The sequence below is a fragment of the Leptolyngbya sp. FACHB-671 genome, assembly GCF_014695745.1.
Classification (GTDB): Bacteria; Cyanobacteriota; Cyanobacteriia; order Elainellales; family Elainellaceae; genus JAAUTN01.
In genome coordinates this window covers 18,470-43,744 of record NZ_JACJOV010000078.1, presented here as the reverse complement: position 1 = coordinate 43,744, position 25,275 = coordinate 18,470, and the positions used below count along the sequence as shown (strand labels likewise).

General features: G+C 46.6%; 18 protein-coding genes. 17 read left to right on the top strand and 1 reads right to left on the bottom strand.

Annotated features, from left to right (window positions below):
* The first annotated feature begins 132 nt into the window (after positions 1-132).
* From H6F93_RS09715 to H6F93_RS09665, 12 genes are all read left to right on the top strand, one after another.
* Positions 133-345 carry a DUF4278 domain-containing protein gene (locus H6F93_RS09715; protein ID WP_190680265.1) on the top strand — a complete coding sequence of 71 codons (213 nt, stop codon included), beginning with the start codon at positions 133-135 and terminating at the stop codon, positions 343-345.
* 413 nt (positions 346-758) lie between these two features.
* Positions 759-2,630: an ABC transporter ATP-binding protein gene (locus tag H6F93_RS09710; protein ID WP_199313599.1), complete on the top strand. Its 1,872-nt coding sequence runs from the start codon at positions 759-761 to the stop codon at positions 2,628-2,630.
* A gap of 87 nt (positions 2,631-2,717) precedes the next feature.
* Positions 2,718-3,374 carry an MDR family NADP-dependent oxidoreductase gene (locus H6F93_RS35740; protein WP_242043377.1) on the top strand — a complete coding sequence of 219 codons (657 nt, stop codon included), beginning with the start codon at positions 2,718-2,720 and terminating at the stop codon, positions 3,372-3,374.
* On the top strand, positions 3,343-3,723 hold the full coding sequence (locus tag H6F93_RS35735; protein ID WP_242043376.1) for an MDR/zinc-dependent alcohol dehydrogenase-like family protein: 381 nt from the start codon (positions 3,343-3,345) through the stop codon (positions 3,721-3,723). The genes H6F93_RS35740 and H6F93_RS35735 overlap by 32 nt, the downstream gene beginning before the upstream one ends.
* A gap of 575 nt (positions 3,724-4,298) precedes the next feature.
* Positions 4,299-5,588: a glycosyltransferase gene (locus H6F93_RS09700; protein WP_190680264.1), complete on the top strand. Its 1,290-nt coding sequence runs from the start codon at positions 4,299-4,301 to the stop codon at positions 5,586-5,588.
* A gap of 430 nt (positions 5,589-6,018) precedes the next feature.
* Complete coding sequence (locus H6F93_RS35120; protein ID WP_347277270.1) at positions 6,019-6,438, top strand: DUF4278 domain-containing protein; 420 nt, start codon at positions 6,019-6,021, stop codon at positions 6,436-6,438.
* 141 nt (positions 6,439-6,579) lie between these two features.
* Positions 6,580-7,206 (top strand): NAD(P)-dependent oxidoreductase, encoded by a 627-nt coding sequence (locus H6F93_RS09690; RefSeq protein WP_190680262.1) that lies wholly within the window; start codon positions 6,580-6,582, stop codon positions 7,204-7,206.
* A 515-nt stretch (positions 7,207-7,721) separates the two neighbouring features.
* Entirely contained in the window at positions 7,722-8,618 is an 897-nt protein-coding gene (locus H6F93_RS09685) for an NmrA/HSCARG family protein (protein WP_190680261.1), read from the top strand.
* Between the two features lie 211 nt (positions 8,619-8,829).
* Positions 8,830-9,654, top strand: coding sequence for an alpha/beta fold hydrolase (locus H6F93_RS09680; RefSeq protein WP_190680260.1), 825 nt, complete (start codon positions 8,830-8,832; stop codon positions 9,652-9,654).
* Positions 9,655-9,826: 172 nt separating this feature from the next.
* On the top strand, positions 9,827-10,585 hold the full coding sequence (locus H6F93_RS09675) for an SDR family oxidoreductase (RefSeq protein WP_190680259.1): 759 nt from the start codon (positions 9,827-9,829) through the stop codon (positions 10,583-10,585).
* A gap of 348 nt (positions 10,586-10,933) precedes the next feature.
* A complete protein-coding gene (locus H6F93_RS09670) occupies positions 10,934-11,941 on the top strand; it encodes an SDR family oxidoreductase (protein ID WP_190680258.1) in 1,008 nt (335 codons plus the stop codon).
* A gap of 36 nt (positions 11,942-11,977) precedes the next feature.
* Positions 11,978-13,039: an NAD(P)/FAD-dependent oxidoreductase gene (locus H6F93_RS09665; RefSeq protein ID WP_199313598.1), complete on the top strand. Its 1,062-nt coding sequence runs from the start codon at positions 11,978-11,980 to the stop codon at positions 13,037-13,039.
* A 743-nt stretch (positions 13,040-13,782) separates the two neighbouring features.
* On the opposite strand, the gene H6F93_RS09660 is transcribed toward H6F93_RS09665, so the two are convergent.
* Positions 13,783-13,995 (bottom strand): hypothetical protein, encoded by a 213-nt coding sequence (locus H6F93_RS09660; protein WP_190680257.1) that lies wholly within the window; start codon positions 13,993-13,995, stop codon positions 13,783-13,785.
* Positions 13,996-14,752: 757 nt separating this feature from the next.
* On the opposite strand from H6F93_RS09660, the gene H6F93_RS09655 reads away from it, so the two are divergent.
* The 5 genes from H6F93_RS09655 to H6F93_RS09630 all read left to right on the top strand — a co-directional run bounded on the left by H6F93_RS09655 (position 14,753) and on the right by H6F93_RS09630 (position 25,256).
* On the top strand, positions 14,753-15,091 hold the full coding sequence (locus tag H6F93_RS09655) for a hypothetical protein (RefSeq protein WP_190680256.1): 339 nt from the start codon (positions 14,753-14,755) through the stop codon (positions 15,089-15,091).
* Between the two features lie 340 nt (positions 15,092-15,431).
* Positions 15,432-16,141 (top strand): IS1 family transposase gene (locus H6F93_RS09650; protein ID WP_242043375.1). Its coding sequence is split into 2 segments (ribosomal slippage): positions 15,432-15,717 and positions 15,717-16,141, totalling 711 coding nucleotides; the frame shifts between segments, so codons are not numbered across the junction.
* A 1,094-nt stretch (positions 16,142-17,235) separates the two neighbouring features.
* Positions 17,236-23,208 carry an AAA family ATPase gene (locus tag H6F93_RS09640; RefSeq protein ID WP_190680254.1) on the top strand — a complete coding sequence of 1,991 codons (5,973 nt, stop codon included), beginning with the start codon at positions 17,236-17,238 and terminating at the stop codon, positions 23,206-23,208.
* Between the two features lie 5 nt (positions 23,209-23,213).
* On the top strand, positions 23,214-23,846 hold the full coding sequence (locus H6F93_RS09635; RefSeq protein WP_190680253.1) for a response regulator: 633 nt from the start codon (positions 23,214-23,216) through the stop codon (positions 23,844-23,846).
* A gap of 750 nt (positions 23,847-24,596) precedes the next feature.
* Positions 24,597-25,256, top strand: coding sequence for a 2Fe-2S iron-sulfur cluster-binding protein (locus tag H6F93_RS09630; RefSeq protein ID WP_190680252.1), 660 nt, complete (start codon positions 24,597-24,599; stop codon positions 25,254-25,256).
* Positions 25,257-25,275: the final 19 nt, after the last annotated feature.

Genomic DNA, 25,275 nt, shown 5'->3' with positions numbered 1-25,275 from the left:
AGCTTAACTCAAAGAACTGGCGTGGTCTAAATGGAATGCCTGGTGAAGAATGAGAACAACGAAGTAAATGTCGAGTCAGCGCCTTCGTTCGCCTTGAACTCAACCTATTACATTTATTCAAAAGGTGAAATCATGAAACTTCAATATCGCGGTGTGACTTACTCATACAATCCCCCAGAAGTTGAAACCACTTTAGGTGAAGTCGGTGGAAAGTACCGGGGATTAGATTGGAAATTCCGCAATTTGAAAAAGCCGCCAGTGCTGCAACCAACAGTTAGCCTGAAGTATCGCAGCGTTTACTATCAAACTGGCACAACCCTACCCCTAAAAGCACTCAGCCAATAAACACTCTGGATTTCTATACTCAACAGAAGCCGTGATCGCTAATGCAGAATTAGAAGCGGATGCTCAAAAATCGCCACCGATCCATGTTGTACTGTGCTGTGGCAGAATTTGGGTTGGCAATTCACCCTGCCTAGTAATCTGGCAGAGGAGCATCTCGTTTTTGTAAATCAGGGATCTAGGAGAAGTTGAATCTATTCTCTCGCCTGCTCCCCTGCTTTGAAAGGTTGTCGTGTGGTGGGTATAACTGGCTCTGAAGAGAAATGCCGCTGGCTTGTTGAAGAACTGGGGTTTGGTGCAGCGATTAACTATAAAACCGTAAACTTGGAAAGCGAGATCGTTCAACGGATAACAGTAATAGCGTCCCTTTATCTAAACTTAGATTTTGCACCAGTCGAATAGTCTCCAGCACATCCATGTCTTCTCCACTCAAAGCACTTTTGAAGAGCCAGAAAATTTCAGCAAAACTGGGGATGCGGTCAATAAACCAACATTGGTTGGTGCGGATCGTCCTCCGATCAATCTCCTACTTCCGTAGGGACTTATGGCTGATCATCGCGCTGTTGGTTCTGATCGGGGCATCGGTGGCTCTGAACCTTCTCAACGCCTGGCCTATGGCAATTCTAGTTGATACGGTTCTCTCACCAACCCCAAACCCCAACTGGATTCATAGGCTGTTTCTTGCCCCGTTCGGTGAAGGCAAGCTGAACCAAATTTTCGGAATGGCGCTCGTCGCGATGCTCATCAGGATACTGAGCGATACTGTCATAATGCTCCGTAAGATGTTGAACTATCGCATTCAGTACAACGGAACCTTGCGGGTTCGTACTGAACTTTACGACAAAATGCAGGCGCTTAGTCTTGGCTGGCACGGCTCCCGCTCGCAGGGCGACGCTATCTATCGGTTGAGCTACGACAGCCTCGGCCCTTGGGGGGTGATCGATACGCTCATCGGCTCCACTGCGGCATCAGTCACGCTGACGGCGATGATCTGGATCATGCTGTCGCGCCATGTCCTTCTCACCGTATTCGCACTTTCGTTCACGCCGCTTCTGTTACTCGCAAATTGGTACTTTGAGGGAAGGATTAGGCGTCGAGCGTTCGAGTCGAAGCAGACCGATGCGGTGATGACCTCAACCATGCAACAAGCGATAGAGTTGATTGGACTGATTCAGTCTTTCGGTCGAGAAGCGACGGAGTCACGGCGCTTTGCACGGGTGGTTGATCGCAGCGTCGGTGCCGCCATGCGACTCCATTGGCAAGAGAACCTCTATCCGCTCGCGGTTCAGGTAGTCTTCGCCCTGGGAAGCGGGGTAATCTTTGGCTACGGCGGATACCTGGTCTATCGCGACCAGTTTTTTCGTCCGGTGCCGAACGGCCTGACCCTTGGCGATCTGATCGTATTCCTGGCGTACCTCAATCAGTTCTGGGACCCGATCGGTTGGGTGTTGGGGTTCACTACGAAGATCCAGACGTTCGTAGCCTCATGTGATCGCGTCTTTACGGTCATGGACGAGCCGCCTGCGATTGCGGACGAGCCTGACGCGCGGTCGCTTCCCGTCCATCCCCGCACACTAACTCTTGCCGGTGTGAGCTTCGAGTACAACTCTGGGCAACCCGTCTTACACAACATCACTGCTAGTATCGAGCCGGGTCAGATGGTGGCGTTTTTGGGTCCTAGCGGGACAGGAAAGAGTACGCTGCTTAATCTTTTGCCGCGCTTCTACGACCCGACACAGGGGAGCGTCCTCCTCGACGGGGTTGACCTTCGCACCCTTAAGGTCTTTGACGTTCGCAAACACATGGCGCTCGTCTCGCAGGGTAGCCCACTCTTCCCTGGAACGATCGCAGAGAATATCGCCTACGGTCGCCCGGACGCTTTGTTCCACAAGATTCGGGAGGCGGCAGTCGAATCTGGGGCGGCTGAGTTCATCGAAACCTTGCCAGAGCAGTATGATACCTTGATCGCTGAGGGCGGTCAAAACCTTTCGGGCGGGCAGCGGCAGCGCCTAGCAATCGCACGGGCGATCGTCACTAAGGCTCCTATCCTCATCCTCGACGAACCCACGAACGCGCTCGACTTGAAACACGAGCAGTGGGTTATAGAGACTCTCCAGCGTCTACGCCGGTTGAGAACCATCATCTTGGTCACGCACCGGCTCGAAACCGCCGTAGACTGCGATCGAATTTTTGTGATGCAGGGGGGCGAGATCGTCGAAGACGGCACCCATACCGAGCTCCTTGCTCGACAGGGACTGTACTTCCGAATGTTGGGCTACCGTGTTTGAAAAAAACTGGTGAGGCTATGCAACTACTTATAAATAGGGCTACTCAAGGATAAAGCTATAAAAACAGGAATAAATCGGCAGTTACGCTTGGCATCTCGTCCTGTTGGTGACATCAAAGAAAGCGATTTTGAGTATCGGGAAGAACTAATCCGCAATCCTCAAGAAGGTGAGATATTGGTACGGACTATCTATCTTTCGCTAGACCCGACCAATCGCATTTGGATGAGCGACATGGAGCAGTATATGCCTCCCGTTGAAATCGGGGAAGTCATGCGCGGCGCTATTATCGGTGTGGTTAAAGAGTCTAAGAATCCAAACTTTAAACAGGGAGATTTGGTTTCGGGTCTGTTGGGTTGGCAAGATTATGCAATCGCTGAAGGGAACAGTGGCTTTTCTCTCACGCGACTACCTGACCCTTTGCCCTGTTCGCTCACCGCATTTATGGGACCCCTAGGACTTACGGGGTACACGGCTTATTTTGGGCTTTTGGATATTGGACAGGCTAAAGAAGGAGAAACTGTGGTCGTATCAGCAGCAGCAGGAGCAGTTGGCTCTATTGTTGGACAAATTGCCAAGATTAAAGGCTGTCGTGTGGTGGGTATAACTGGCTCTGATGAGAAATGCCGCTGGCTTGTTGAAGAACTTGGGTTTGATGCAGCGATTAACTATAAAACCGTTGACTTGGAAAGCGAGATCGCTCAAGCCTGTCCCGATGGGATTGATGTTTATTTCGATATTCGATAATGTTGGTGGTTCTATTCTTGATGCCGTGCTGACAATTAATCTGTATGCACGTATTCCTCTATGCGGTTTAATCTCAACTTATAATGCAACAGAGCCTGTTCCCGGCCCTTATAATTACAGCCAAATTCTAATAAAGCGTGTTCGTGTGCAGGGGTTTATTATCCTCGATTATATTCCCCGATGGCCTGAAGCAATAAGCGACCTTGGACAGTGGCTCAGTCAGGGAAAAATTAAATATGCTCTGGAGGTTATCGAGGGCTTGGAAAATGCACCGAAAGCAATCCTAAAACTTTTCGACGGTAACAAGAAGGGAAAACTGGTCGTTAAAGTCTCAGAGAAACCTAGCTAGTTAGGTTAGATTGGCTATGGACTTTTTCGAGTGTGGTAGGTGAGGTGCAATCGCACCTCTATTAAAGAATCCTTAGGCTAATAAAGAGCCTAATTATTGAGGTGGATACCAGAGTTAGCCAGCGGACTTCCAACCTGTATTTTGTTCAAGAAGCGCTACAGTGTTCAAGTTTTTTCGCTTAGACCTTGCCCCAGCAGCGGCTAGACTGATCCGGAAGCGATCACATAAATTTCGCTGGCTAATGCCCTTCTCTAGTGGTAAGACAAAGCGAGTTTTTTTTATAAGGGGCTGCATCCTTTTTTGCGAATTGCAAACCACTGAATCAGGGTCTTTTTTCCTGAAGAATACCACGCTTCACGATAAGTTGCAGCTTAACTCAAGGAACTTGCGTGGTCTAAATGGAATGTCTGTTGAAGAATATTGAAAGCTAGGTTAACTACCTTGGCGGCCAATCAACCATCAAGAAAACAAATAGGGCGGTATCTGGAAGCCCAAATCCGGAAGCCGGTCTTGCAAGAATCCATGAGTAAAGCAATCGCTTGAAGATGTGACCGAACCATACTAAAGGATTTCCAATGAAAGTATTAATTGCATCAACAGCCGCCCTAGGCCATTTGAATCCACTGCTAGCAGTTGCCAAAATTCTTATAAAACACAATCACGAGGTAGTTGTACAGACGGCACCTGAGTTGAGGTCGATGGTGGAGGCGGCAGGGGTGCCGTTTACTCCGGAACCTCAGGAAACCAGCAACTTCACCGATGCGATGGCTCTCTACTTGGAGCTGAAGCAGGCGAAGAATCCAAATCCAGGACTGGAGATGGCAGCCTTCGATATCGAATATTTCTTTGCGAAAAAGATCGGCGGGCAGGCAGCAGGACTCAAGCAGGCTCTGCAAGACTTTCCTGCGGATGTCATTCTGACAGATGCGACGTTCTTCGGTACGCTGCCGATGCTCCTGGGATCACGCGAGGAACGTCCCACGATTGTGCATCTAGGCATTTCGCTGCTGAATCTGTTCAGTGCGAAGAACAGTCCACCACAACTGGGCATGTCGGAGAAAGAGCAGCTTGCAGAACGTGAGAGACGAGAGCGTGTGTTTCATAAGCCAGCCCAGGCTGGGGTAGATAAGGCCCTAGCCGAACTTGGCTGCGGTCCGCTACCGTGTTCCCCCCTAGAGAGCATGTCTGTGCTGCCCGATCTTTATCTGCAACACGGAATCGAAAGTTTCCAGTATTCGGATGATTCGTCATCCTCGTCGCATGTACACTATATAGGTCTTCTACCGATGCCCCCAGGACAGCCTGCGCTGCCAACGTGGTGGCATGAACTTGATCGGACAAAGCGCCTGGTTCTTGTGACTCAGGGAACGCTCACGAACCGCAACCTCGGGCAACTCATTGGTCCAACGTTGACTGGCCTCGCCAAGGAAGAGGACGTGATCGTTCTGGCAACCACGGGCGGACAACCAATCGAGTCGATTCTTACCGAGATTCCGGCAAATGCCCATGTCGCGTCATTTCTGCCTTACGAATTGATTCTGCCGAGTGTGGATCTGCTGCTCACGAACGGAGGATATGGCACGGTAAATCTGGCGCTCGCGCATGGGATTCCAATAGTCTCGGCAGGGATGACGGAGGACAAGGAGGAGGTGTCAGCGCATGTGCAGTGGGCTGGTGTCGGAATCGACCTGAGAACCAATCAGGCAACGGCAGAGGACTTACGTGCAGCGGCGAGAAAAGTTCTCGACAACCCTGTCTATAGTGAGCGGGCGAAGGAGCTTGCGCTGGAGTTCGCGAGCCACAACACGGAGATAGAGGTGCTCAGACTGCTCGAAGCGTGTGTTCTTGAGCCATCGACCGTTTGAAAAATAGGGTTAATCTCAGTAGACCGAAAACTTCTGCGTTAGCGAAGCTCACCGTTGGCGGAGCCTCTCGTAGAGAAGATATCGCTCGGTGATGGGAACTCTCTCATCGTCTACTGCTTGTATTTTTTTTCGTGACTGACAGTTACTGCCGGTCTTTCCAAGGGAATTACACTGAGTCTAATTCCTCTCTCTTTTCTCTTTACACCAGGCGCGATTGGAGCGGGTTCAATAAATTTTATCCGCCGCTGAAAGGGTAACTCAAAGTTTCCCGGTAGGGTGGGCGGTTGAGGAAAAGGGCAAAGCGAATCTTTTTATAACGGGCTGCATCCTTTTGTGCGAATCGCAAACCACTGAATCAGGGTCTTTTTCCTGAAAAATACCACGCTTCACCATAAGTTACAGCTTAACTCAAAGAACTTGCGTGGTCTAAATGGAATGCCTGTTGAAGAATGAGAACAACAAGGTAAATGTCGAGTCAGCGCCTTCGTTCGCCTTGAACCCAACCCCTTACATTGATTCAAAAGGTAAAACCATGAAACTTTACTATCGCGGTGTTAGCTACGAATACGACCCCTCAAAGCTTAAAAGCCAAAACAGAAGACAGCCCTTTAAGCAAGTTCGTGACTCTAGTTCCACTTATAATTTGATTTACCGTGGGGTTCCCTATTGTATTGATCTGAATACAAAGCAGAGTGAAGTTCCTGTACAACTAGTAGCTTATAGATTGATGTATCGAGAAATCACCTACTTTGTGAATAAAACTGCACAGGGAGAAGTTAGCTTAGTTACTCAACCTGCAAGCACTTCAAAACTTTATAGATCAGAAGATATAAGAAGGCAGTACGTTTGATTTGTACAACTAAATGCTTTCTGATTCTTGAGTTTATTCTGCAATTCCTCATTACTAGTTACAGTTGCTGGCGGCTTTGCGGTCGCACTGGCTGACTTTTCGAGAATGACCTAGTTTTGCAATACACCCCAAATAGGTACCATGATGAATGTCTTAGTGATCGGAGCGGCGGGCAAGACGGGAAGACAGGTGGTGGAGCAGGCGGTTGCCGCCGGCCACAGTGTGACGGCCTTCATCCGTGATAGTGCTCAATACAATGCCCCGCCTAACGTTCGCGTTCTCACTGGGGATGCAAGCGACCCAGTGACGATGTCCCACGCGACAGCCGGCCAGGACGCTGTGATCGATACAGTCGGCGGCAAGACGCCGTGGCGGAAGACGGAAAGCGAACAACGGGTTGCCCGCGCCGTCGTCGCAGCCGCAAAGAAGCACGGCATAAGCCGGATCATCGCGATCTCGGCTCTGGGTGTAGGGGACAGCACGGCGCAAGCAACACTACTGTTCCGGCTGCTGCTGCTGCCCACATTCCTGCGCGGATCTACAGCGGATAAGGCCGGCATGGAACGGGAGATCGCACAGGCAGGAATCTCCTATGTGCTAGTTCGCCCCGCCGTGTTGAATGACCAGCCAGCTGTCGGCTCTGTGCGCGTGCTCGCAGGTGTAGAGAAGGGCCGGCAGGTAACCCGCGCCGATCTGGCCGCGTTCGTCATAGAGCAGTTGACCACGGACACGCATGTGAATCGAGCCGTTACGATTGCCAACAGTTAACATGGCGTGCTCATTAAGATATTCCCTCTTACCCGACTCGACTGAACTAATGTCAGTAGACCAAAAACTTCTGCGCTCGCTCTGTAATGAGAACTCTCCCATCTTCTACCGCTTGTATTTCTTTTCCTGACTGACAGTTACTGGCGGACTTCCCTAGGGAAGTCCACGGAGTCTAATTCCTCTCTCTTTTCTCTTTGCACCAGGCGCGATTGGAGCGGCTTCGATAAATTTTATCCACCCCTGAAAGGAGTAACTCGAAGTTTTCCGGTGCAGTGGGGGTTGAGGAAAAGGGCAAAGCGAATCTTTTTTATAACAGACTGCATCCTTTTGTGGGAATTACAAACCAATGAATCAGTGCCTTTTTTCCTGAAAAATACCACGCTTTACCATAAGTTGCAGCTTAACTCAATGAACTTGCGTGGTCTAAATGAAATACCTGTTGAAGAATGAGAACAACAAGGTAAATGTTGAATCAGCGCCTTGAACCCAAACCATACCAATTCAGGAGGAATCCCATGCCACAGTCAATCAACGCAGAACAACTTATCTTAGTCACCGGCGCTACAGGCAATCAGGGAAGCGCGATCGCCCGTCATCTTTTGCAACGCGGCAATTTCAAGGTTCGCGCCTTGGTGCGTGACCCAAACAAGCCTGCATCTCTTGCCCTCCAACAAGCCGGCGCAGAACTCGTAGTCGGAGATCTCAACGATCGCGCTTCCCTCGATCGCGCTTTGCAAGGTGCCTACGGTGTTTTTTCGCTACAGATCTTTCAAGATGGATTAGACACCGAAATCCGTCAGGGCAAAGCGGTTGCAGACGCGGCTTCATTGGCGGGCATCCAGCACTTGGTCTACAGTTCGGTGGGTAGCGCCGAACGCAACACGGGTATTCCGCATTTCGACAGCAAGTTTCAAGTCGAAGAATACATCCGAGCGAGCGAGTTGCCCTACACAATCCTGCGACCCGTTTTCTTTTTCTACAACTACAACATGATGCGCCCGATGGTTGAGACCGGAACGCTCTTTCAGCCATTGAGTCCTGAGACGAAGTTGCAGCAGCTTTCTGAAGAAGATTACGGGGAGATGGTCGCTGATGTATTCGATCACCCCGCAGACTTCATGAACCGCGAAATTGAACTTGCCAGTGTGGACATGACCATGCCGGAAATCGCTGCTGCGTTCAGCCGTGTTTTAGGAAAAACCGTCGAATACCAACAAATTCCGTTTGAAGCGTTTGAGCAGCAAATTGGAGAGGAATTGACCATCATGTATCGCTGGTTTGAGAACGTCGGCTACGCAGCGGATTTAGCACAGTTGAAACGTGATTTTCCTGCACCGACGGACTTTGAATCTTATTTGCGCGACCACGGCTGGCACAACCAACCAGAAGCGCATCCGATGTCGGGTCGATGATTCTTTAAAACCACTAAATATAAGAGACAGCCACTGAATCAGGGTCTTCTTCCTGAAAAATACTAAGCTTCACTATAAGTTGCAGCTTAACTCAAAGAACTTGCGTGGTGTAAATGGAATGTCTCTTGAAGAATGAGAACAACGAGGTAAATGTCGAGTCAGCGCCTTTGTTCGCCTTGAACCTAACCCATAGCGATTCAGGAGGAATTCCATGAGCACAATCACAACGCAAGATGGCACACAGATTTACTACAAAGATTGGGGTACAGGGCAACCCGTTGTCTTCAGCCACGGTTGGCCTTTGAATTCTGATAGTTGGGAAGCTCAAATGCTGTTTCTAGCAGACCACGGATTTCGGGCAATCGCTCACGATCGTCGGGGACACGGGCGATCGAGCCAACCCTGGAACGGAAACGAGATGGATACCTATGCCGACGACCTCGCGACGCTGATGGAAACGCTAGACCTGAGCGGAGCTACCTTAATTGGTTTCTCTACAGGCGGCGGTGAGGTTGCCCGCTACATCGATCGCCACGGCACAGCGCGAGTTGCAAAAGCCGCACTGATCTCCGCTGTTCCGCCGCTGATGCTGAAGACAGAGAATAATCCTGACGGACTGCCGATCGAGGTATTCGATGGGCTTCGCGCTGGCTCATTGACTGACCGATCACAACTCTATAAGGATCTCGCTAGCGGCCCCTTATTCGGCTTCAACCGTCCGGGTGCCAACGTCTCCCCCGGCATGATTGACTGGTTCTGGTTCCAAGGAATGCAGGCAGGACACAAGAACGCATTCGACTGCATCAAGGCATTTTCTGAAACAGATTTCACTGGTGATCTCAAAAAGTTCGACGTACCAACGCTGATCATTCATGGCGATGATGATCAGATCGTGCCAATCAGTGCCGCTGCTCTAGCCGCCGCCAAACTGGTGAAGAATGTCACTCTGAAAATCTATCCAGGCGCACCCCACGGTTTAACCGATACGCACAAGGAACAACTCAACAACGATCTTCTATCGTTCCTCAAGGACTGACACTAGACGTTGCTGTGAGACATCTTTCTCAGAGGGATGAACCCCGGTGTAAGCATTAGCAATTATTCGCCGCAAGCATTGGGGATTGTATTCAACAAAGAGATTCAGCGAGCGTCACGAGAAACTGGAATGTTTAATCTGCACTCGTATCAACTTTAAAGCAGAGGTAAGAATGATCACACTTGAGAACAAAGTCGCTTTAGTCACTGGAGCCACGTCAGGAATTGGTAAAGCGACTGCTCTTGCACTAGGAACCGCAGGTGCAAAAGTTGTTTTTTCAGGCAGACGCGACACAGAAGGAGAGGCAACCGCTGCAATGATTCGTCATGCTGGCGCTGAATGTTTATTTGTACGTTCAGATGTATCGAGTGAGGAAGAAGTCAAAGCATTAGTGCAGAAGACAATTGACACTTACGGACGTCTCGATTGTGCCTTCAATAATGCAGGGATTGATCTACCTCCAAAACCCCTGCATGAACAATTGATCGAAGACTTTGACAAACTCATGGCAATCAATGTGCGGGGACTCTTTCTTTGTATGAAACATGAGATTCAGCAAATGCTGTCTCAAGGCTCTGGAGTGATTGTCAACAACTCCTCAGTCGGAGGTTTAGTTTCCTTTCCAGGGGTATCTATTTACAGCGCGAGTAAACATACGGTCATGGGGCTGACACGAGGGGCAGCGCTCGACTATGCCAAACACGGTATTCGGATCAATGCGATTAATCCTGGCTTGATTGCGACTGAGATGACGGATCGCTTCACTGACAAGTTGGGCAGCACGGCAGATGGTTTAGCGTCTATGGTGCCAATGGGACGCATGGGTCAGGCAGAAGAAATCGCTCAAGCCGTGGTTTTTCTCTGCTCTGATGCTGCCAGCTACATTACTGGCCAACCTCTGGTCGTAGATGGTGGATTCACAGCGAGCTGATCGAGACAATCAAAATCACGGCTACTATCTCGTCGAGGAGGCGTGGAGCAGTTTCCGCCAAATGCGTTGACGAAAACCCTGAAACTGCCAACAACTAATCCTCTCGCTAGCGACAGTCGGAGTGAAGCATTCCATCCTAAAAGTGTATCCAGGCGCACCCCACGGTTTTACAGATACGCACAAGGAACAACTCACCAACGACCTTCTATCGTTCCTCAAGGACTGACACTAGACGTTGCTGTGAGACATCTTTCTCAGAGGGATGAACCCCGGTTTAAGCATTGGCAATTATTCGCCGCAAGCATTGTGGACTGTATTCAAAGGAATTCAATTTTAGGAGTAGAACCCATGAAATTAAAGCCTATCAGTCAGCAAGTAGTCGCCATCGTTGGCGCTTCTAGTGGAATTGGCAGAGAGACAGCCCTGCGGTTTGCCAAAAGAGGCGCAAAGGTTGTTGTTGCTGCTCGTAGCGAGTCTGGGTTGGCAACGTTGGTGGAGGAGATTAAACAGTTGGGTGGAGAAGCGATCGCTGTCATTGCCGATGTCAGCGAATTTGAACAGGTGAAAGCGATCGCCGATCAGACCATTGCCACTTACGGACGACTCGATACCTGGGTACATCTATCTGGAACCAGCATCGTTGCACCGTTTGACCAAATCACACCGGAGGAATTTAGAAGAGTCATTGATGTCAACCTGAATGGACAGGCCTATGGCGCAATGGTGGCTCTACCGCACCTCAAAAAAGAGGGAGGTGGCGCACTCATTCATGTTTCCTCATTAGCAGCAAGAGTTCCGTTTCCATTACAAAGTCCCTATGCAGCTTCCAAGCACGGCGTAGCAGGCTTTTTAGATTCCATGAGAATTGAATTGCAGTACCAGAAACAGCCGATCAGCGTCACTAATGTGATGCCCGCCATCACAAATACCCCCATTTTCAACAAAATTCGGACGAAGTTGGGAGTAGCGCCGGCTGGATTACCGCCTTACAACAAACCCAGCACCGTTGCCGATGCCATTTTATATGTCGCTGAACATCCTACCCGTGACTTTGTTGTGGGTGATATGGGGCGAGTATTAGAGATGCTGCAACGCATTGCCCCGTCAATTATTGATCGCTTATTTCTCCAGGTTGGCTTTACCGCTCAACTGACAGGTGAGCCAAAATCGGCAGATGCACCGGATAACCTATATGCCCCAATCTCTGGTTACGACACTGTAGAGGGCGACTTTGGCAAGTTGAGTGTACCCAGCTTCACGGATTGGCTAGATAGAAACCCGCCGTTTAAGTGGGGCGCGCTCACAGTAGTTGCTGCCTGCGGATTGATTGCCATGCTGGGGGGTATTTCAGGCTAAAAACCCTGTTGTTATGGTGTCGCAACTGAACATGGCATGACCATCGGTTCCACGCTGATTGACTTCTGTAGCGTTGGCTTCCTGCGGTTGCGATCGCCTAACCCACTCGATGATAGGTTTCAATTTTTTCTTACTGCTAACTTAATGCCAACAACATTAGAACAGGGTATGAACGTTAACTCAGGGACTGATGTTTTTGATGTGATTATCGTCGGTGGCGGCCCAGCAGGTTTGACTGCTGCCTTGATGCTCGGACGAGCCTGCAAACGGGTCTTGGTCTGCGATGCTGGAAAGCCACGCAATCAATTTGCTCATGCTGCTCATGGTTTCTTGTCTAGAGATGGAATTTCACCTGCACAACTGCTGCAAATTGGACGAGAGCAATTGCAACCGTATGAGGATGTTGAAATTCAAGTGGGTGAAGTGGTCGATGCTCAAAAATTGGGCGATCGCTTTCAAGTGACCCTGAGTGATGGCAACCAATTTGTCGGTCGCAAACTACTGTTAGCCACGGGTATGAAAGATTCACTTCCGGCAATTGATGGATTCGCAAAACTCTGGGGTAGCAGCATTTTCCACTGTCCTTACTGTCATGGTTGGGAAGTGCGAGATCAACCTTTAGCGATTTATGGCAGAGGTGAGGTAGGACTTGAAATGACATTCAAGCTGACCGGCTGGAGCCGCGATTTAGTGTTGTGTTCAGATGGTTCTGCCGAATTAACTCATGAGCAACGACAGCAATTATCAAATTGGGGGGTTCAGCTACGCGAAGAAAAAATTGCTCGACTCGAATATCAAGACGACAAACTAACAGGGATCGTCTTTACGAACAATGAGGTGCTACCGCGTCGCGGTATATTGCTGCGCCCTCGATCGTATCAGCACAGCCCTCTAGCCGCAAAGTTAGGTTGTAAACTTGGCAGCGATGACATTGTACAAGTGGATGATAGTAAGCAAACCTCGATTCCTGGACTCTATGCGGTGGGCGATGTGTCTAGCCCTTATTCACAGATCGCCGTAGCAGTCGCGAGTGGGACGCTCGCTGCTGTTTCCATCAATCACACTTTGACTAAAGAAAATCTGGTTCAGCTTAGGTAATCCAAAACGGTTAGAGCGGGGATTACAGTAAATCTAGACAGGAATTCAAGATAAACAATTTAAACCTGTTGTTGAACGCACGTTCCTGTTTGAGCAAATCGTCGAAGCCTATCGCTACATGGAATCCAATCAACAAATGAGTACAGAACGACAACCTTCCGTTGCGCTCTGCTTTTTGACTCGATGAAGCACTGCATAATGGCGATCGCGGCGGATAGCGATCTGGCGAATGTTTACCATCCTCTGTTGGGTTATTCGTTTTCTGTCCAGTCACATTCAGGAGCTTGAACGCCGACAGGAGCAGCCGCAATTAGCTGCACAGTAACAGTATTGGAGGTGACGACCTAGAGTCAAATAACAGACTGAGTTTACTGGCGTTTTTACTATTAGTTTTAATCGGCTACAAGCCTTATGGAACAATGCTTTTCTCCTCATAATTCTGATTATTTTATAAATAAGCTTCCAGCTACTTATAATCTCAGGAAAATTTGATTTATGCGTATGAGCTAATCTTTTACTACGCTGAGCAAAATAGAAAATTAATCCCAGATTCCAACCACGGGTCTGGTTAAAACTACTGAAAATTAGCTCTTGCTGAGTAGCTATTGCTTGTAAGGCAGCGGCTTCTGGATTTTGTATTTGACAGTCAAAATGCAGTCGTGTAGCTTTGGACAGAAAAAGATTCATAGTGCAATCAGTAAGACTAATAAAGGGCTAGCTTGTCAAAAATATTGGGCTTCCGACTAATGGTTACTTTGGGTTGGTAGTTGAGCTGGTAAATGCTCCAGTCTTCTAGCAAATTGCTCAACAACTTCTGAGCGAGAAATCCCGTGTATTTTGGCATAAGAATCCAGTCTGTTGACGGCTGTTGGGGTAAGACTAAGGGTGAACGGTTGTTTGGTTTCGTCGTACATCTCTGGCTGATTTCGCATACTTTTATGTTTGGGTTTAGCCATGTCAGAATCTCTTTTCTGATTCGGTGAACAAACTTTCAATTGAATTCGACGTAAAAATAGACAAAAAAAAAGGAGTTCGGGAGAACTCCTTGTAAAGGTTGCCATTTTATTTAATTATTGGTTGTTAAGCGTTGAATAAATCAAGCACTCGCCAGACCAGGTGTGTGTCGAAACTATAGAGAAAGTTATGAGTGATAAGTTTGAATAGTAGTGCTTGCTTCTTTTGGTGCAGCGTTAGCTGAAACTTATAAGCTTGTCCCTACTGCTAAGCAGTATAACACTAATCATCAAATTTAACCACGCTTTTAAAATTGTAAAAAATGCTGTGCTTTGGTTTTTAAGTATCTGCTAGATTGCCTTTAGCTCTTAATAAGAGCAAGGTAGTGCTTGAACGTTTAACCTTTAAGTTTCAGTCTGCTTTTCACCCTATCCACTTTACCTCAATTTTCTTTTCAGTGGCGAGAGCGTCTGATTCAAGCCAGCCTTATAACTCCAGCCGATATAGCCGGCATAAATCACTCTGCCATCGGGTTTGTCGGTTTAATGGCTACGTGCGATGCGCCCAATCTTGCCAGCATCTATTCATGAGTACCAACGCTACACAACAAAGGATAGCAATATGATGGGACTTATTGAGTTTCGGACGTAGAACTTAAGAACATTTCCAGAATCTTAGAACCTAATGACCACCAATTTTATGACACGAATATTATAACATTATGATTCCTAGACTGCTTTTTAATGAGGAGATTCTAGAATGGCAGCAATCAGTGATCCTGAAGGCGAAAACAACAAAATTCAATGGGCAGCTCAGCAAACAGATGTATCACAGTTGATTCAAGCTTATCAACATTGGTATAACTGGGCTGATGCTGATGAATGGGCAAGTGGGGCAGCATTCCTGAGACAAATAGGCAATCTGGGTGTGGGAAATGTTGAAGCGATAAAATTTTTAACTCAACAGATAACGTACTACCACAACAGTCGCTTAAAGTCTTCGATATATCTTTACAACGCAGCTAGAGATGCACTGTTGCAGCTCGTAAATCAAGGTGATGTTTTGGCTACTGAAGCATGGCAGGACATTCAAATTTAAACTTTTACTCACCAATCTCGCAAGTGAGCGCTAATTCAGACTTGAAACTAAAGACAGGAGGAAATAAGATGATTGACTACTACGACCCTAACTTTTTCAAACGACCTGTGTATAACCGGCTGTAGTGGAGGTGACGCCTTTAACTTGACGAAAAGCATTTTCAACGCCCTAGAAACAGCCGGCTGCAAAAGTTGCTTGTTCCATTTATCCTTCGCTTTTTTCATAGAGGTTGGTCACAGTCTAATTGAATTGGGAATGCTGGAGTACAGCAGCATTAAGAAGAGGGGTAGTGTCCAAGATGTAATGATGGAGAAGTAAATTCTCTTGCTGTTTTTCTCCTATGCCTGTTTGCCCTATTTGTGCTTCTTGCCAAACGGTCAAAAATGGTCACATCCACAACGGTAAACAACGGTTCAAATGCCAGGACTGCGGACGGCAGTTTGTTGAACAACCAACTAAAAAAGTGATTGACCAAGCGACACGGGAAGTGATTGATCGCTTGCTGCTAGAACGTATTTCTCTTGCTGGCATTGCCCGTGTTCTTCAGGTTTCAGAACAATGGTTGCAAACCTATGTCAATGAGAAATATGCCCCCGTGCCTCGAAGCGTGCAGGTGACACCTAAAAAAAGGGGAGGCTAATGATTCAATGCGATGAGTTATGGTCATTTGTGGACAACCGAGGTAATAAGCAATGGGTCTGGTTAGCGCTTGAAGCAGACACCCGTGAGATTGTGGGGGTTTACATTGCTGCACGCGATGAAGGCGCAGCCCGCAAATTATGGCAATCATTGCCTCCTGTCTATCGGCAATGTGCAGTCACTTATTCCGACTTTTGGGCAGCGTATGGGGCAGTTCTGCCGAGTAAACGACATCGAGCTGTCGGCAAAGAAACCGGAAAAACCAACAAAATCGAGCGCTTCAACAATACATTGAGACAACGTGTATCTCGATTAGTCCGAAAGACCTTGTCCTTTTCCAAATCGTTGGAAAATCACATTGGTGCAATCTGGTATTTCATCCATCACTACAATGCATCATTACTTGTGTAGCACTACCAGAAGAGGATTTCGATGAAATATCAGCTAATTATTGCATTGCTACTACTTGCCGGCGTCTTTAGACAAGTTTAGTTGCTTAGGTTCCACTGGTTGATGATACTTGCCGGCACAGGGAATTTCACTACTGACCACCAATCAAAGGTAAAGCCGGCAGTGAGGCGAGTTGTCGGTGATCTAAGTTGTGAAATTTTCACAGGTTAGGAAAGGCTTGCTTGATTATCGAGTTCCGCAAGCTCTCCACCTTTAGTGCCGACTTACATCACAACAGACAGTTCATTAGTCACTTCAATCCGACCTCGACGTCGAGAGTATAGCAGCCGGTCAATGTGAGCTGTCTTGTGCAGGGTATTTCGATGTTGGCCACTCCCCTTAGCAATAGCGCTACTACTCAATGCATTGTCCTGTTTCAGCCGGTAAAGCACTTCCAATTGTTTTTTGGTGCTTAGGGCTTTGGCTAGAGATTACTGCTCGGTTAGATATTCCAAACATTTCGTGCACTTGAATTAAAGTCACACCAATCCCCACGAGGGAGCGCTAAACCACTTCTCTCACTCTAATTCATCTACCTTTAATTTAATTTCAATAGGTATTACTAAGACCCAAATAGCAAATTCAATTAACCATACTGTATGGTATCGATTTATACAAATTCTCCCAATCAAAGCTGAAAATGCTGGATTAATGACAAATACCGTGAATGCAAACGGCATTTGTCAAAGCGGCTTAGGATGTGGTGTCAAAGTAGCTAAAGGAATTAAAGATATAGCAATTTTCTGTGATTGGTTAATGCTCATTAGCCCAAAAGCTTGGAGTGCAAGCATCTTACCGGCTATAAATCTTAATATTTAAGATTTCTATAGAATCCATTGCTATCCTGAATGCAAACTGATGCTAGACCCCGACCGCAATGCAGCGATCCATAGGAGTTAAACTGAATCCCCAAAAAAAAGAGCTTTTGGATCGTTCACCTGAACAATCGTAATCAACTGCTATATGCAATTAACTACTCAAGCGTGTTCGCTAAAAATCTCAAATAGGTTTTATAGTTTAAGGTATCTCCTACCGGACTCATCCAGAGAAGCTCTATGGTTGCTCTACCGGGTATTGCTATTCTAAGCAAAATTTACGAAAGTTCCAATTCTCTAGTGTATCGGGGCATCAGTGTCCAATACGAGCGAGCGCTCGTCATAAAAATGCTCAAACAAGATTATCCATCTCCTCAAGAACTAACCCGCTACAGACAGGAATATAAAATTACCCGTTTCCTCAAAAAGGAAGGAGTTGTTAAGGCATACAGCCAGCAGGAATATCAACGCACGCTCGTTATTTTCTTAGAAGACTTTGGCGGAGAGTCCCTAGAGAAATGGAGACACAAACGCTCAGACTTCTGCCCCATGTCTTTATCGACGTTTCTACGTCTTGCCATCGACATCACAGATATTCTGGGCAAAATCCATGCCGCCAATGTCATTCATAAGGATATCAACCCTGGAAACATTGTTTTCAATCCAGATACTGGTGTTGTTAAAATTATTGATTTCGGAATTGCTACCCAATTTAATCGCACGAATCCAACGTTCAAAAGCCCTCATGTTCTAGAAGGAACCCTCGCCTACCTCTCTCCTGAGCAAACCGGGCGTATGAACCGTTTCCTCGATTACCGCACGGACTTTTACTCGCTCGGTGTGACGTTCTACGAGCTTTTAACTGGACATCTGCCGTTTCCCACAACAGACACCCTTGAGCTAGTCCATTGTCATATTGCCAAACAGCCTATTCCACCTCACGAACTGAAGGTAACGATTCCCAAAACCGTTTCAGATATTATTTTGAAACTGATGGCAAAAAATGCTGAAGAGCGTTATCAGAGTGCTTGGGGAATCAAAGCCGATTTAGAAATCTGTCTTCGTCAGTTCACAGAAATAGGTCAAATTGACACCATTCAACTGGCGCTTCAAGACGTTTCGGAGCAGTTTCAAATTCCCCAAAAACTATATGGAAGAGAGCAGGAAGTTGCACTGTTATTATCGGCTTTCAGTCGCGTAGGATATCCAGAGTACAATGGCGTCGCTGCTTTACCCAACAATACAGAAACAAAATTCAATGTCGAAATGATGTTGGTGTCTGGCTATGCTGGAATTGGCAAATCAGCGTTAGTGCAGGAAATCTATAAACCAATCACTCAAAAGCGCGGCTATTTCATCTCTGGTAAATTCGATCAATTTGGGCGCAATATTCCCTACAGTGCGATTGCCCATGCCCTACAAAAATTGGTGCAACAACTGCTGGGTGAACCCGACGAGCATTTGCAACAGTGGCGATCTAGTCTTCTAACAGCTTTGGGAAGTAACGGACAAATCATCATTGATGTGATCCCTGAAGTTGAATTGATTATTGGCAAGCAACCGCCCGTTCCAGAAGTTGGAGCAACGGAAGCTCAAAACCGCTTCAATCGAGTCTTTGGGCAGTTCATTCGGGTATTTGGTTCAGCAGAACATCTCTTAGTGATCTTTCTGGATGATCTTCAGTGGGTAGACTCAGCAACACTCAAGTTAATTGAGTTGATGATGACGGATACCCAGACGCAATATCTGTTTCTGATTGGAGCCTATCGAGATAATGAGGTGAACTACTCACATCCACTAGCGATAATGCTGGAGGGACTCAGAAAAGAGGGAGCAACTATCAGCCAAATTACGTTAGCACCATTGGGACTAAACGTGATCGCACAAATGATTGCAGACACATTACACAGTGACATCAGTACAATCATCTCGCTGGCAGAATTAGTATTGCGAAAAACCGGCGGAAATCCCTTTTTTGTCAATGAGTTTCTGAAAACGCTCTATGCAGAGAACTTGTTAAGCTTCGACCTGGAAAATCTCAGTTGGCGATGGGATATCACTCACATTGAAGCCAAGAACATCACCGATAATGTAGTGGAGTTGATGCTTAGCAAACTGAAAAAACTGCCTCAAGCAACCCAGCAAGTTTTACAATTCGCCGCTTGTGTTGGCGCTGATTTTGATTTAAGCACCCTCTCTATCATTTGTAAAAGCTCATCTAGGGAAATTTTCCCGCAGCTAATAGCAGCGGCTCAGTCAGGTTTAATTGTGCCGACATCTGAGTTAGATGAACAACTCTTGGTTCAGGATTACAAATTCTTGCACGATCGCGTCCAGCAAGCGGCATATGTCTTAATCGATCGGGCGCAGAGACAGGCAATTCATCTTCAAATTGGGCGCAATTTACTTGAGAAGACTGAATCGGAATCGCTATCAGACTGGCTATTTGAAATTGTCGATCATCTCAATCATGGGATCGAACTGGTTACCGAGCGAGCAGAACGTGATGAAATTGCCAAGTTGAATCTGCTGGCAGGTCAGAAGGCAAAGGCTGCGATCGCCTATGGTGTGGCAAACAAATATTTAGCTACCGGGAGAGATTGGCTAGCAGCTTCAAGCTGGCAAATAAACTATGATTTAACATTAAGGTTATATACAGAAACCATAGAAGTCGCGTATTTGTGTGGCGATTTTGAGCAGGTAAAATACTGGGCAGCAATCGTTCTGCAAGAAGCTGAAACGGTTCTCGATACCGTAAAAGTTTACGAAGTTAAAATTCAAACATTCATGGCGCAGAGTCTGCCATTGAAAGCAATCAATACTGCATTGCAAGTTTTGCAGCAGATGGGGATTAGTTTTCCCGAAACCCCAAGTCAGTTAGATATTCGCTTTGAACTAAACACAATTACATCGCTCTTTAGTGAGAAACAGATCGCGAACTTGCTCTATTTGTCCCAAATGACCGAGCCGAACCATCTTGCAGCGATACGAATCCTGTCAAGCATCACAATTGCTGCCTATATTGCTGATTCCGATCTGATGCCTCTGCTTATGTCTAAACAAGTCAACTTGTTAATGCAGTATGGCAATACATTTATGTCTCCCTTTGTATATGCCAACTTTGGGTGGCTTTGTGGGATAAGCGGAGATATCGAGTCTGGCTACCAATTTGGACAGGTTGCTTTGGGTTTGTTGTCGCAGTCGAATACCCATTCACTGAGAGCTAGGACCTTGGCCATTGTGAATCAGTGTATCAATCCTTGGAAAAAACATATTGGAGAGTCACTAAAGCTATTACTAGAAGGCTATCAAAGCGGATTAGAAACTGGGGATTTAGAGTATGCCGCCTATTGCGCTCACGCCTACTGTCTCCAATTTTTTATCCTTGGAAAGGAACTCGTAGAGGTTGAACGCGAGATGACAACATACAGCGAAGCAATCCGTCAAATTAGGCAAGAAACAGTACTCGCTTGGAATCGAGTATGGCAGCAAGCTGTTTTAAATTTGATGGGATACTCGGCCAATCCATGCTGTCTCATTGGCGAATCCTACAATGAGGAAATTGGATTGCCACAACACAAAGCAGCAAATGATAGAAGCTCAATCTTTATCGTCTATTTCAACAAACTTTTCCTATGCTATCTGCTCTATAAGTATTCTCAGGCAGTTGAAAACTCAATCATAGCTGAACGTTATTTAATCCACATGACGGCGAGCCCTGGCGAACCTTTGTACTACCTCTATGACTCTCTAGCAAGACTCGCTACATATTCTGAAAGCAGCACTCAAGTGCAGGAAGAAATCCTTAAAAAAGTTGTCTTTGGCCAGGAGAAAATGAAATCCTGGGCACATCATGCGCCAATGAATTACTTGCATAAGTATCATTTGCTTGAGGCAGAAAAAGCGCGAGTTTTGGGTCAGTTGCTGGAGGCAGAAGGGCTTTATGAGCAAGCAATTCGAGGAGCTAGAGAAAACGGATATATTCAAGAAGAAGCGTTAGCTTATGAATTAGCTGCCAGGCATTATTTGGCACGAGATTTGGAAAAATTTGCTCAGATCTACATGAAAGAGGCTCACTATTGCTATGAGCGATGGGGAGCAGTTGCAAAAGTCAAAGATTTAGAAATGCGCTATCCACAGTTCTTTCCTCAACAGATGAATGTGGTTCCCACACCAGTTCGCACCACTGGTGGAAGTACTTCTATCACCTCACATATTGCTTTCGATTTAGCAACAGTGATAAGAGCATTACAAGCCATCTCTCGGGAAATTGAACTAGAGCAGTTGCTTCGTTCATTGATGCAAATCTTAATTGAGAATGCTGGCGCACAAATTGGATTTCTAATTCTAGAAAAATCAGGAAAATGGACGATTGAAGCGAACTGTGAACTGGCGGAAGGTGAAAGTGTTGCCACGACACAAGTGCTGCAATCAATTCCAACAGCAAATTGCTTACCTGAGTCAATTATTCAATATGTAATTCGGACTCATGAATCAGTCATCCTCAATAATGCAACTCATGAAGGCAATTTTATTAATGATTCCTACATTCAACGTTATCAACCACAATCAGTCCTGTGTTTACCACTACTGAATCTAAGCAAGCTAGTAGGTGTGTTGTATCTTGAAAATCAATTAGCGGCTGGGGCATTTACACCAGAGCGAGCGCAAGTTTTACATCTATTATCAACTCAAGCCGCCACTGCGATCGAAAATGCTAGGCTCTACTCAAAGCTACTTGAGAGCGAAAGTAAAATGACTCAATTTATGGAAGCAATGCCAGTCGGTGTTGCAGTTGCAAATACATCGGGTCGCCTTTTCTATTTTAACCATCGAGCAACTCAACTATTGGGTAAAGATTTTGATCTTTCTGTGACACCCAATCAAATTGCAGAAGAGTATCAACTTTATATAGCTGGAACGGATCAAAAATATTTAGCTGAGAGAATACCAATTATCCGAGCGCTAAGAGGTGAACGCATTAGAGTTGATGATATGGAAATTCACCGCAACAACGCCACAATCCCCATTGAGGTATGGGCAACTCCTGTCTTTGACGAGCAGGGCAATGTGAGTTATGCGATAGCCACCTTTGAAGACATTACCGAGCGAAAACAAGCCGAGAAATTGTTAGCCGATTACAATCGTACCTTAGAGCAGCAGGTTGCCCAACGAACAGCAGCTTTACAGAAAAGCGAAGCCCAATTGCGCGATGTCTACGACGAGCTTCGCTTACGAGAACAGGAATTACGAGTGATTACGGACGCTATACCTGTTTGTATCACATATATAGATGCCAACCAGCGTTATCGGTTCGCCAACCGCACCTATGAGGAATGGTTTGGTTGTAGCCGAGGTGAGATTCGGGGCAAGCACATTTGCGAAAACTTGGGTGAGGCGGCTTATCAAGTTGTACAACCGTACATCAATCAAGCACTAGCAGGGCAAGTCATAACCTATGAGTCAGAAATTTCCTGTGTGTCTGGCAAGAAATATATCAGTAATTTCCTCATTCCTGATTTCGATGGCAATGGTCAAGTGAAAGGATACTATGGGTTAATCACAGACATCAGCGATCGCAAACGTGCCGAAGAAGCCTCAATTTTAGAAGAACGCAACCGCATGGCACGGGAAATTCATGATACGCTAGCTCAAGCATTTACAGGCATTTTGGTTCAAGTTGGTGCAGCCATCCAAGTCCTAGAAGATGATTCAGAAGCAACACAGACACATCTGGATATAATCGATGAATTGGCACGAATCGGGCTGAGTGAAGCTCGTCGCTCAGTCACAGCACTCCGCCCTCAGTTGTTAGAGGAAGGTGATTTATCTAGCGCCCTCAATCGTCTTGTAATGCAAATGAGATCTGCTACCGACGATACTGTTTTGATCTACGAAATCCAGGGTACAGCCTACTCTTTACCCGCCGAAGTAGAGAATAATTTACTGCGAATTGGACAGGAAGCATTGACCAATGCAATTAAATATGCAAAAGCTGACGAAATTCGCCTTGAGTTAGTGTATGCAGATACGCTAACTACATTGTGCATCAAAGACAATGGACAAGGCTTTGGCGTAGGTAGTACTTCCTCGGTTGGCGGATTTGGATTGCTAGGAATGAGCGAACGAGCAGAGCGAATTGGAGCGCAATTGAGAATAGAAAGCCAACTAGGACAAGGAACAGAAATTATTGTCATCGTCAATCGAGGATGAGAACTATGAGCGACCAATCCAGTACAATTCGCGTTTTAATTGTTGACGATCACTCCATTCTAAGACAAGGATTGGCAACCATCATTAACCGCGATCCTGAAATGACGGTAATTGCTCAAGCAGAAGATGGACAACAGGCGATCGCTTGCTTTCGCGAACATCAACCAGATGTCACTTTGATGGATTTGCGAATGCCGCAGATGGGAGGAGTGGAAGCCATTACTGCGATTTGTACCCAATTTAAACTTGCCCGAATTATTGTGCTAACAACCTATGATGGCGATGAAGATATCTATCGCGGATTGCAAGCAGGCGCGAAAGGCTATCTGCTCAAGGATACAAAACCCAACGAACTTCTCAACGCCATTCGCATGATTAATCGCGGTCAGCAGTACATTCCACCCCTAGTGGGGGCAAAGCTAGTGCAGCGCATGAGTAATCCAGAATTGAGCGATCGAGAGCTAGAGGTACTGGGTTTAATGGGGCAAGGAATGAGTAATTCAGATATTTCAACTGCTCTAACTATTGGAGAAAGCACTGTCAAATCCCATGTCAATCGCATTCTCAGTAAATTGGGAGTAAGCGATCGCACTCAAGCCGTAATTATTGCGTTTAAACGCGGGATTGTTAGTTTGTAAGCTGTGCTTTCGGTTAACTTTCGATTCCAACTTTAGTTGGAGATAGTCTTCCATTGTGAGATGGGTTATGCGCTCATCCATGCGACTAAATAAAAGTGTCAACTGTGGGTGGATGACAACCAAAAGTCAATTGCATATATTAATTTTATGCAAACACACCTAGCAATCGGATTCCAAAATTTGAGTTTTTTTTTTACAGAGATTGCGGAAAAATAGTTGTAAGCGGTCGCTTACGATGAGCATACTTTTCAAAGGAGATATCAGTGAGCGATACGCGTGACTCCAGTTTGTTATTCGTTCCAGCTTCAATCCAGTACCGCATTCAAGGAGTGCTTAGGGTGCTGGTGATGTATAGAGACTATCAATGTTTTCAATGTCAGTAGACAGAAAACTTTTGAGATCACATCCTAAAGACGAATAAAATGTAGCTGGTGATACAAAGTTTTCGCTAACTGCTCATACATTTTACCCCACCATCCCTGAAGACTCATAGAATTGGGTACACCCTGCTTAACTTGCATATTGACTTGGGAAACTTGACTGTTCTCAATCGAATAAAAGTTAAAGAATGAAGACAACTGATTTAAAGCTAGGTGAACTACCTTTGTAACAAATAATATTTTTAAGAAAGAATAATCAAAAACTCTCCTGAGTTGAAATGTAAGTTAAGTCGCTTTAAGGTAAGCTACATCTTCAATTATCCAAAGTTTAATCAATCCATGCCAGAGGATTTAATTTAGGAGAACGCCGATGAGATTTCGGTTGAGACGACGACGGTTCGGTCAGCTCATGCTGCTCGGCGCAATTCTTGCGGCACTGGAAGACTGGGCGGCTAAAGCCTTTGCCCAAACTCGTCCGCAATCTTCTCCATCAGTTAGCACTATCCCAGGAACAGACACGGTTAATGTGACACTGCGGGTGAATGGGACAGCACGCGCCATGAAAATAGAACCGCGTGTCACGTTGCTCGATGCCTTGCGCGAGTACATTGGGCTTACCGGGAGCAAGAAGGGTTGCGACCACGGACAGTGCGGCGCTTGTACGGTACTGGTTAACGGACGGCGCATCAATTCCTGCCTCACCCTAGCGCTGATGCATGAAGGTGATGAGATCACCACAATTGAGGGTCTCGCTAAGGGAGACGAGCTGCATCCAGTGCAAGCGGCGTTTATTAAGCATGACGGCTTTCAGTGCGGCTACTGCACGCCCGGTCAGATTTGCTCGGCTGTAGCGCTATTGGATGAAGTAGCAGCAGGTACAGCAAGTGCGGTAACGGTTGATGTTAGGCAAACCGGAGGCGTGGAGCTAACGGATGCGGAAATACGCGAACGCATGAGTGGTAACATCTGTCGCTGCGGCGCATACCCTGGCATCGTCGCGGCTGTCCGCGAAGCAAGCGGAAATCCCTAAGCTTAGAGGAGTGTGACAT

Bases quoted from the DNA above. Each gene is read 5' to 3' on its own strand.
- H6F93_RS09715 (WP_190680265.1), top strand. From the start codon at position 133: ATGAAACTTCAATATCGCGGTGTGACTTACTCATACAATCCCCCAGAA.
- H6F93_RS09710 (WP_199313599.1), top strand. From the start codon at position 759: ATGTCTTCTCCACTCAAAGCACTTTTGAAGAGCCAGAAAATTTCAGCA.
- H6F93_RS35735 (WP_242043376.1), top strand. From the start codon at position 3,343: ATGGGATTGATGTTTATTTCGATATTCGATAATGTTGGTGGTTCTATT.
- H6F93_RS09700 (WP_190680264.1), top strand. From the start codon at position 4,299: ATGAAAGTATTAATTGCATCAACAGCCGCCCTAGGCCATTTGAATCCA.
- H6F93_RS35120 (WP_347277270.1), top strand. From the start codon at position 6,019: ATGGAATGCCTGTTGAAGAATGAGAACAACAAGGTAAATGTCGAGTCA.
- H6F93_RS09690 (WP_190680262.1), top strand. From the start codon at position 6,580: ATGATGAATGTCTTAGTGATCGGAGCGGCGGGCAAGACGGGAAGACAG.
- H6F93_RS09685 (WP_190680261.1), top strand. From the start codon at position 7,722: ATGCCACAGTCAATCAACGCAGAACAACTTATCTTAGTCACCGGCGCT.
- H6F93_RS09680 (WP_190680260.1), top strand. From the start codon at position 8,830: ATGAGCACAATCACAACGCAAGATGGCACACAGATTTACTACAAAGAT.
- H6F93_RS09675 (WP_190680259.1), top strand. From the start codon at position 9,827: ATGATCACACTTGAGAACAAAGTCGCTTTAGTCACTGGAGCCACGTCA.
- H6F93_RS09670 (WP_190680258.1), top strand. From the start codon at position 10,934: ATGAAATTAAAGCCTATCAGTCAGCAAGTAGTCGCCATCGTTGGCGCT.
- H6F93_RS09665 (WP_199313598.1), top strand. From the start codon at position 11,978: ATGACCATCGGTTCCACGCTGATTGACTTCTGTAGCGTTGGCTTCCTG.
- H6F93_RS09660 (WP_190680257.1), bottom strand. From the start codon at position 13,995: ATGGCTAAACCCAAACATAAAAGTATGCGAAATCAGCCAGAGATGTAC.
- H6F93_RS09655 (WP_190680256.1), top strand. From the start codon at position 14,753: ATGGCAGCAATCAGTGATCCTGAAGGCGAAAACAACAAAATTCAATGG.
- H6F93_RS09640 (WP_190680254.1), top strand. From the start codon at position 17,236: ATGGTTGCTCTACCGGGTATTGCTATTCTAAGCAAAATTTACGAAAGT.
- H6F93_RS09635 (WP_190680253.1), top strand. From the start codon at position 23,214: ATGAGCGACCAATCCAGTACAATTCGCGTTTTAATTGTTGACGATCAC.
- H6F93_RS09630 (WP_190680252.1), top strand. From the start codon at position 24,597: ATGAGATTTCGGTTGAGACGACGACGGTTCGGTCAGCTCATGCTGCTC.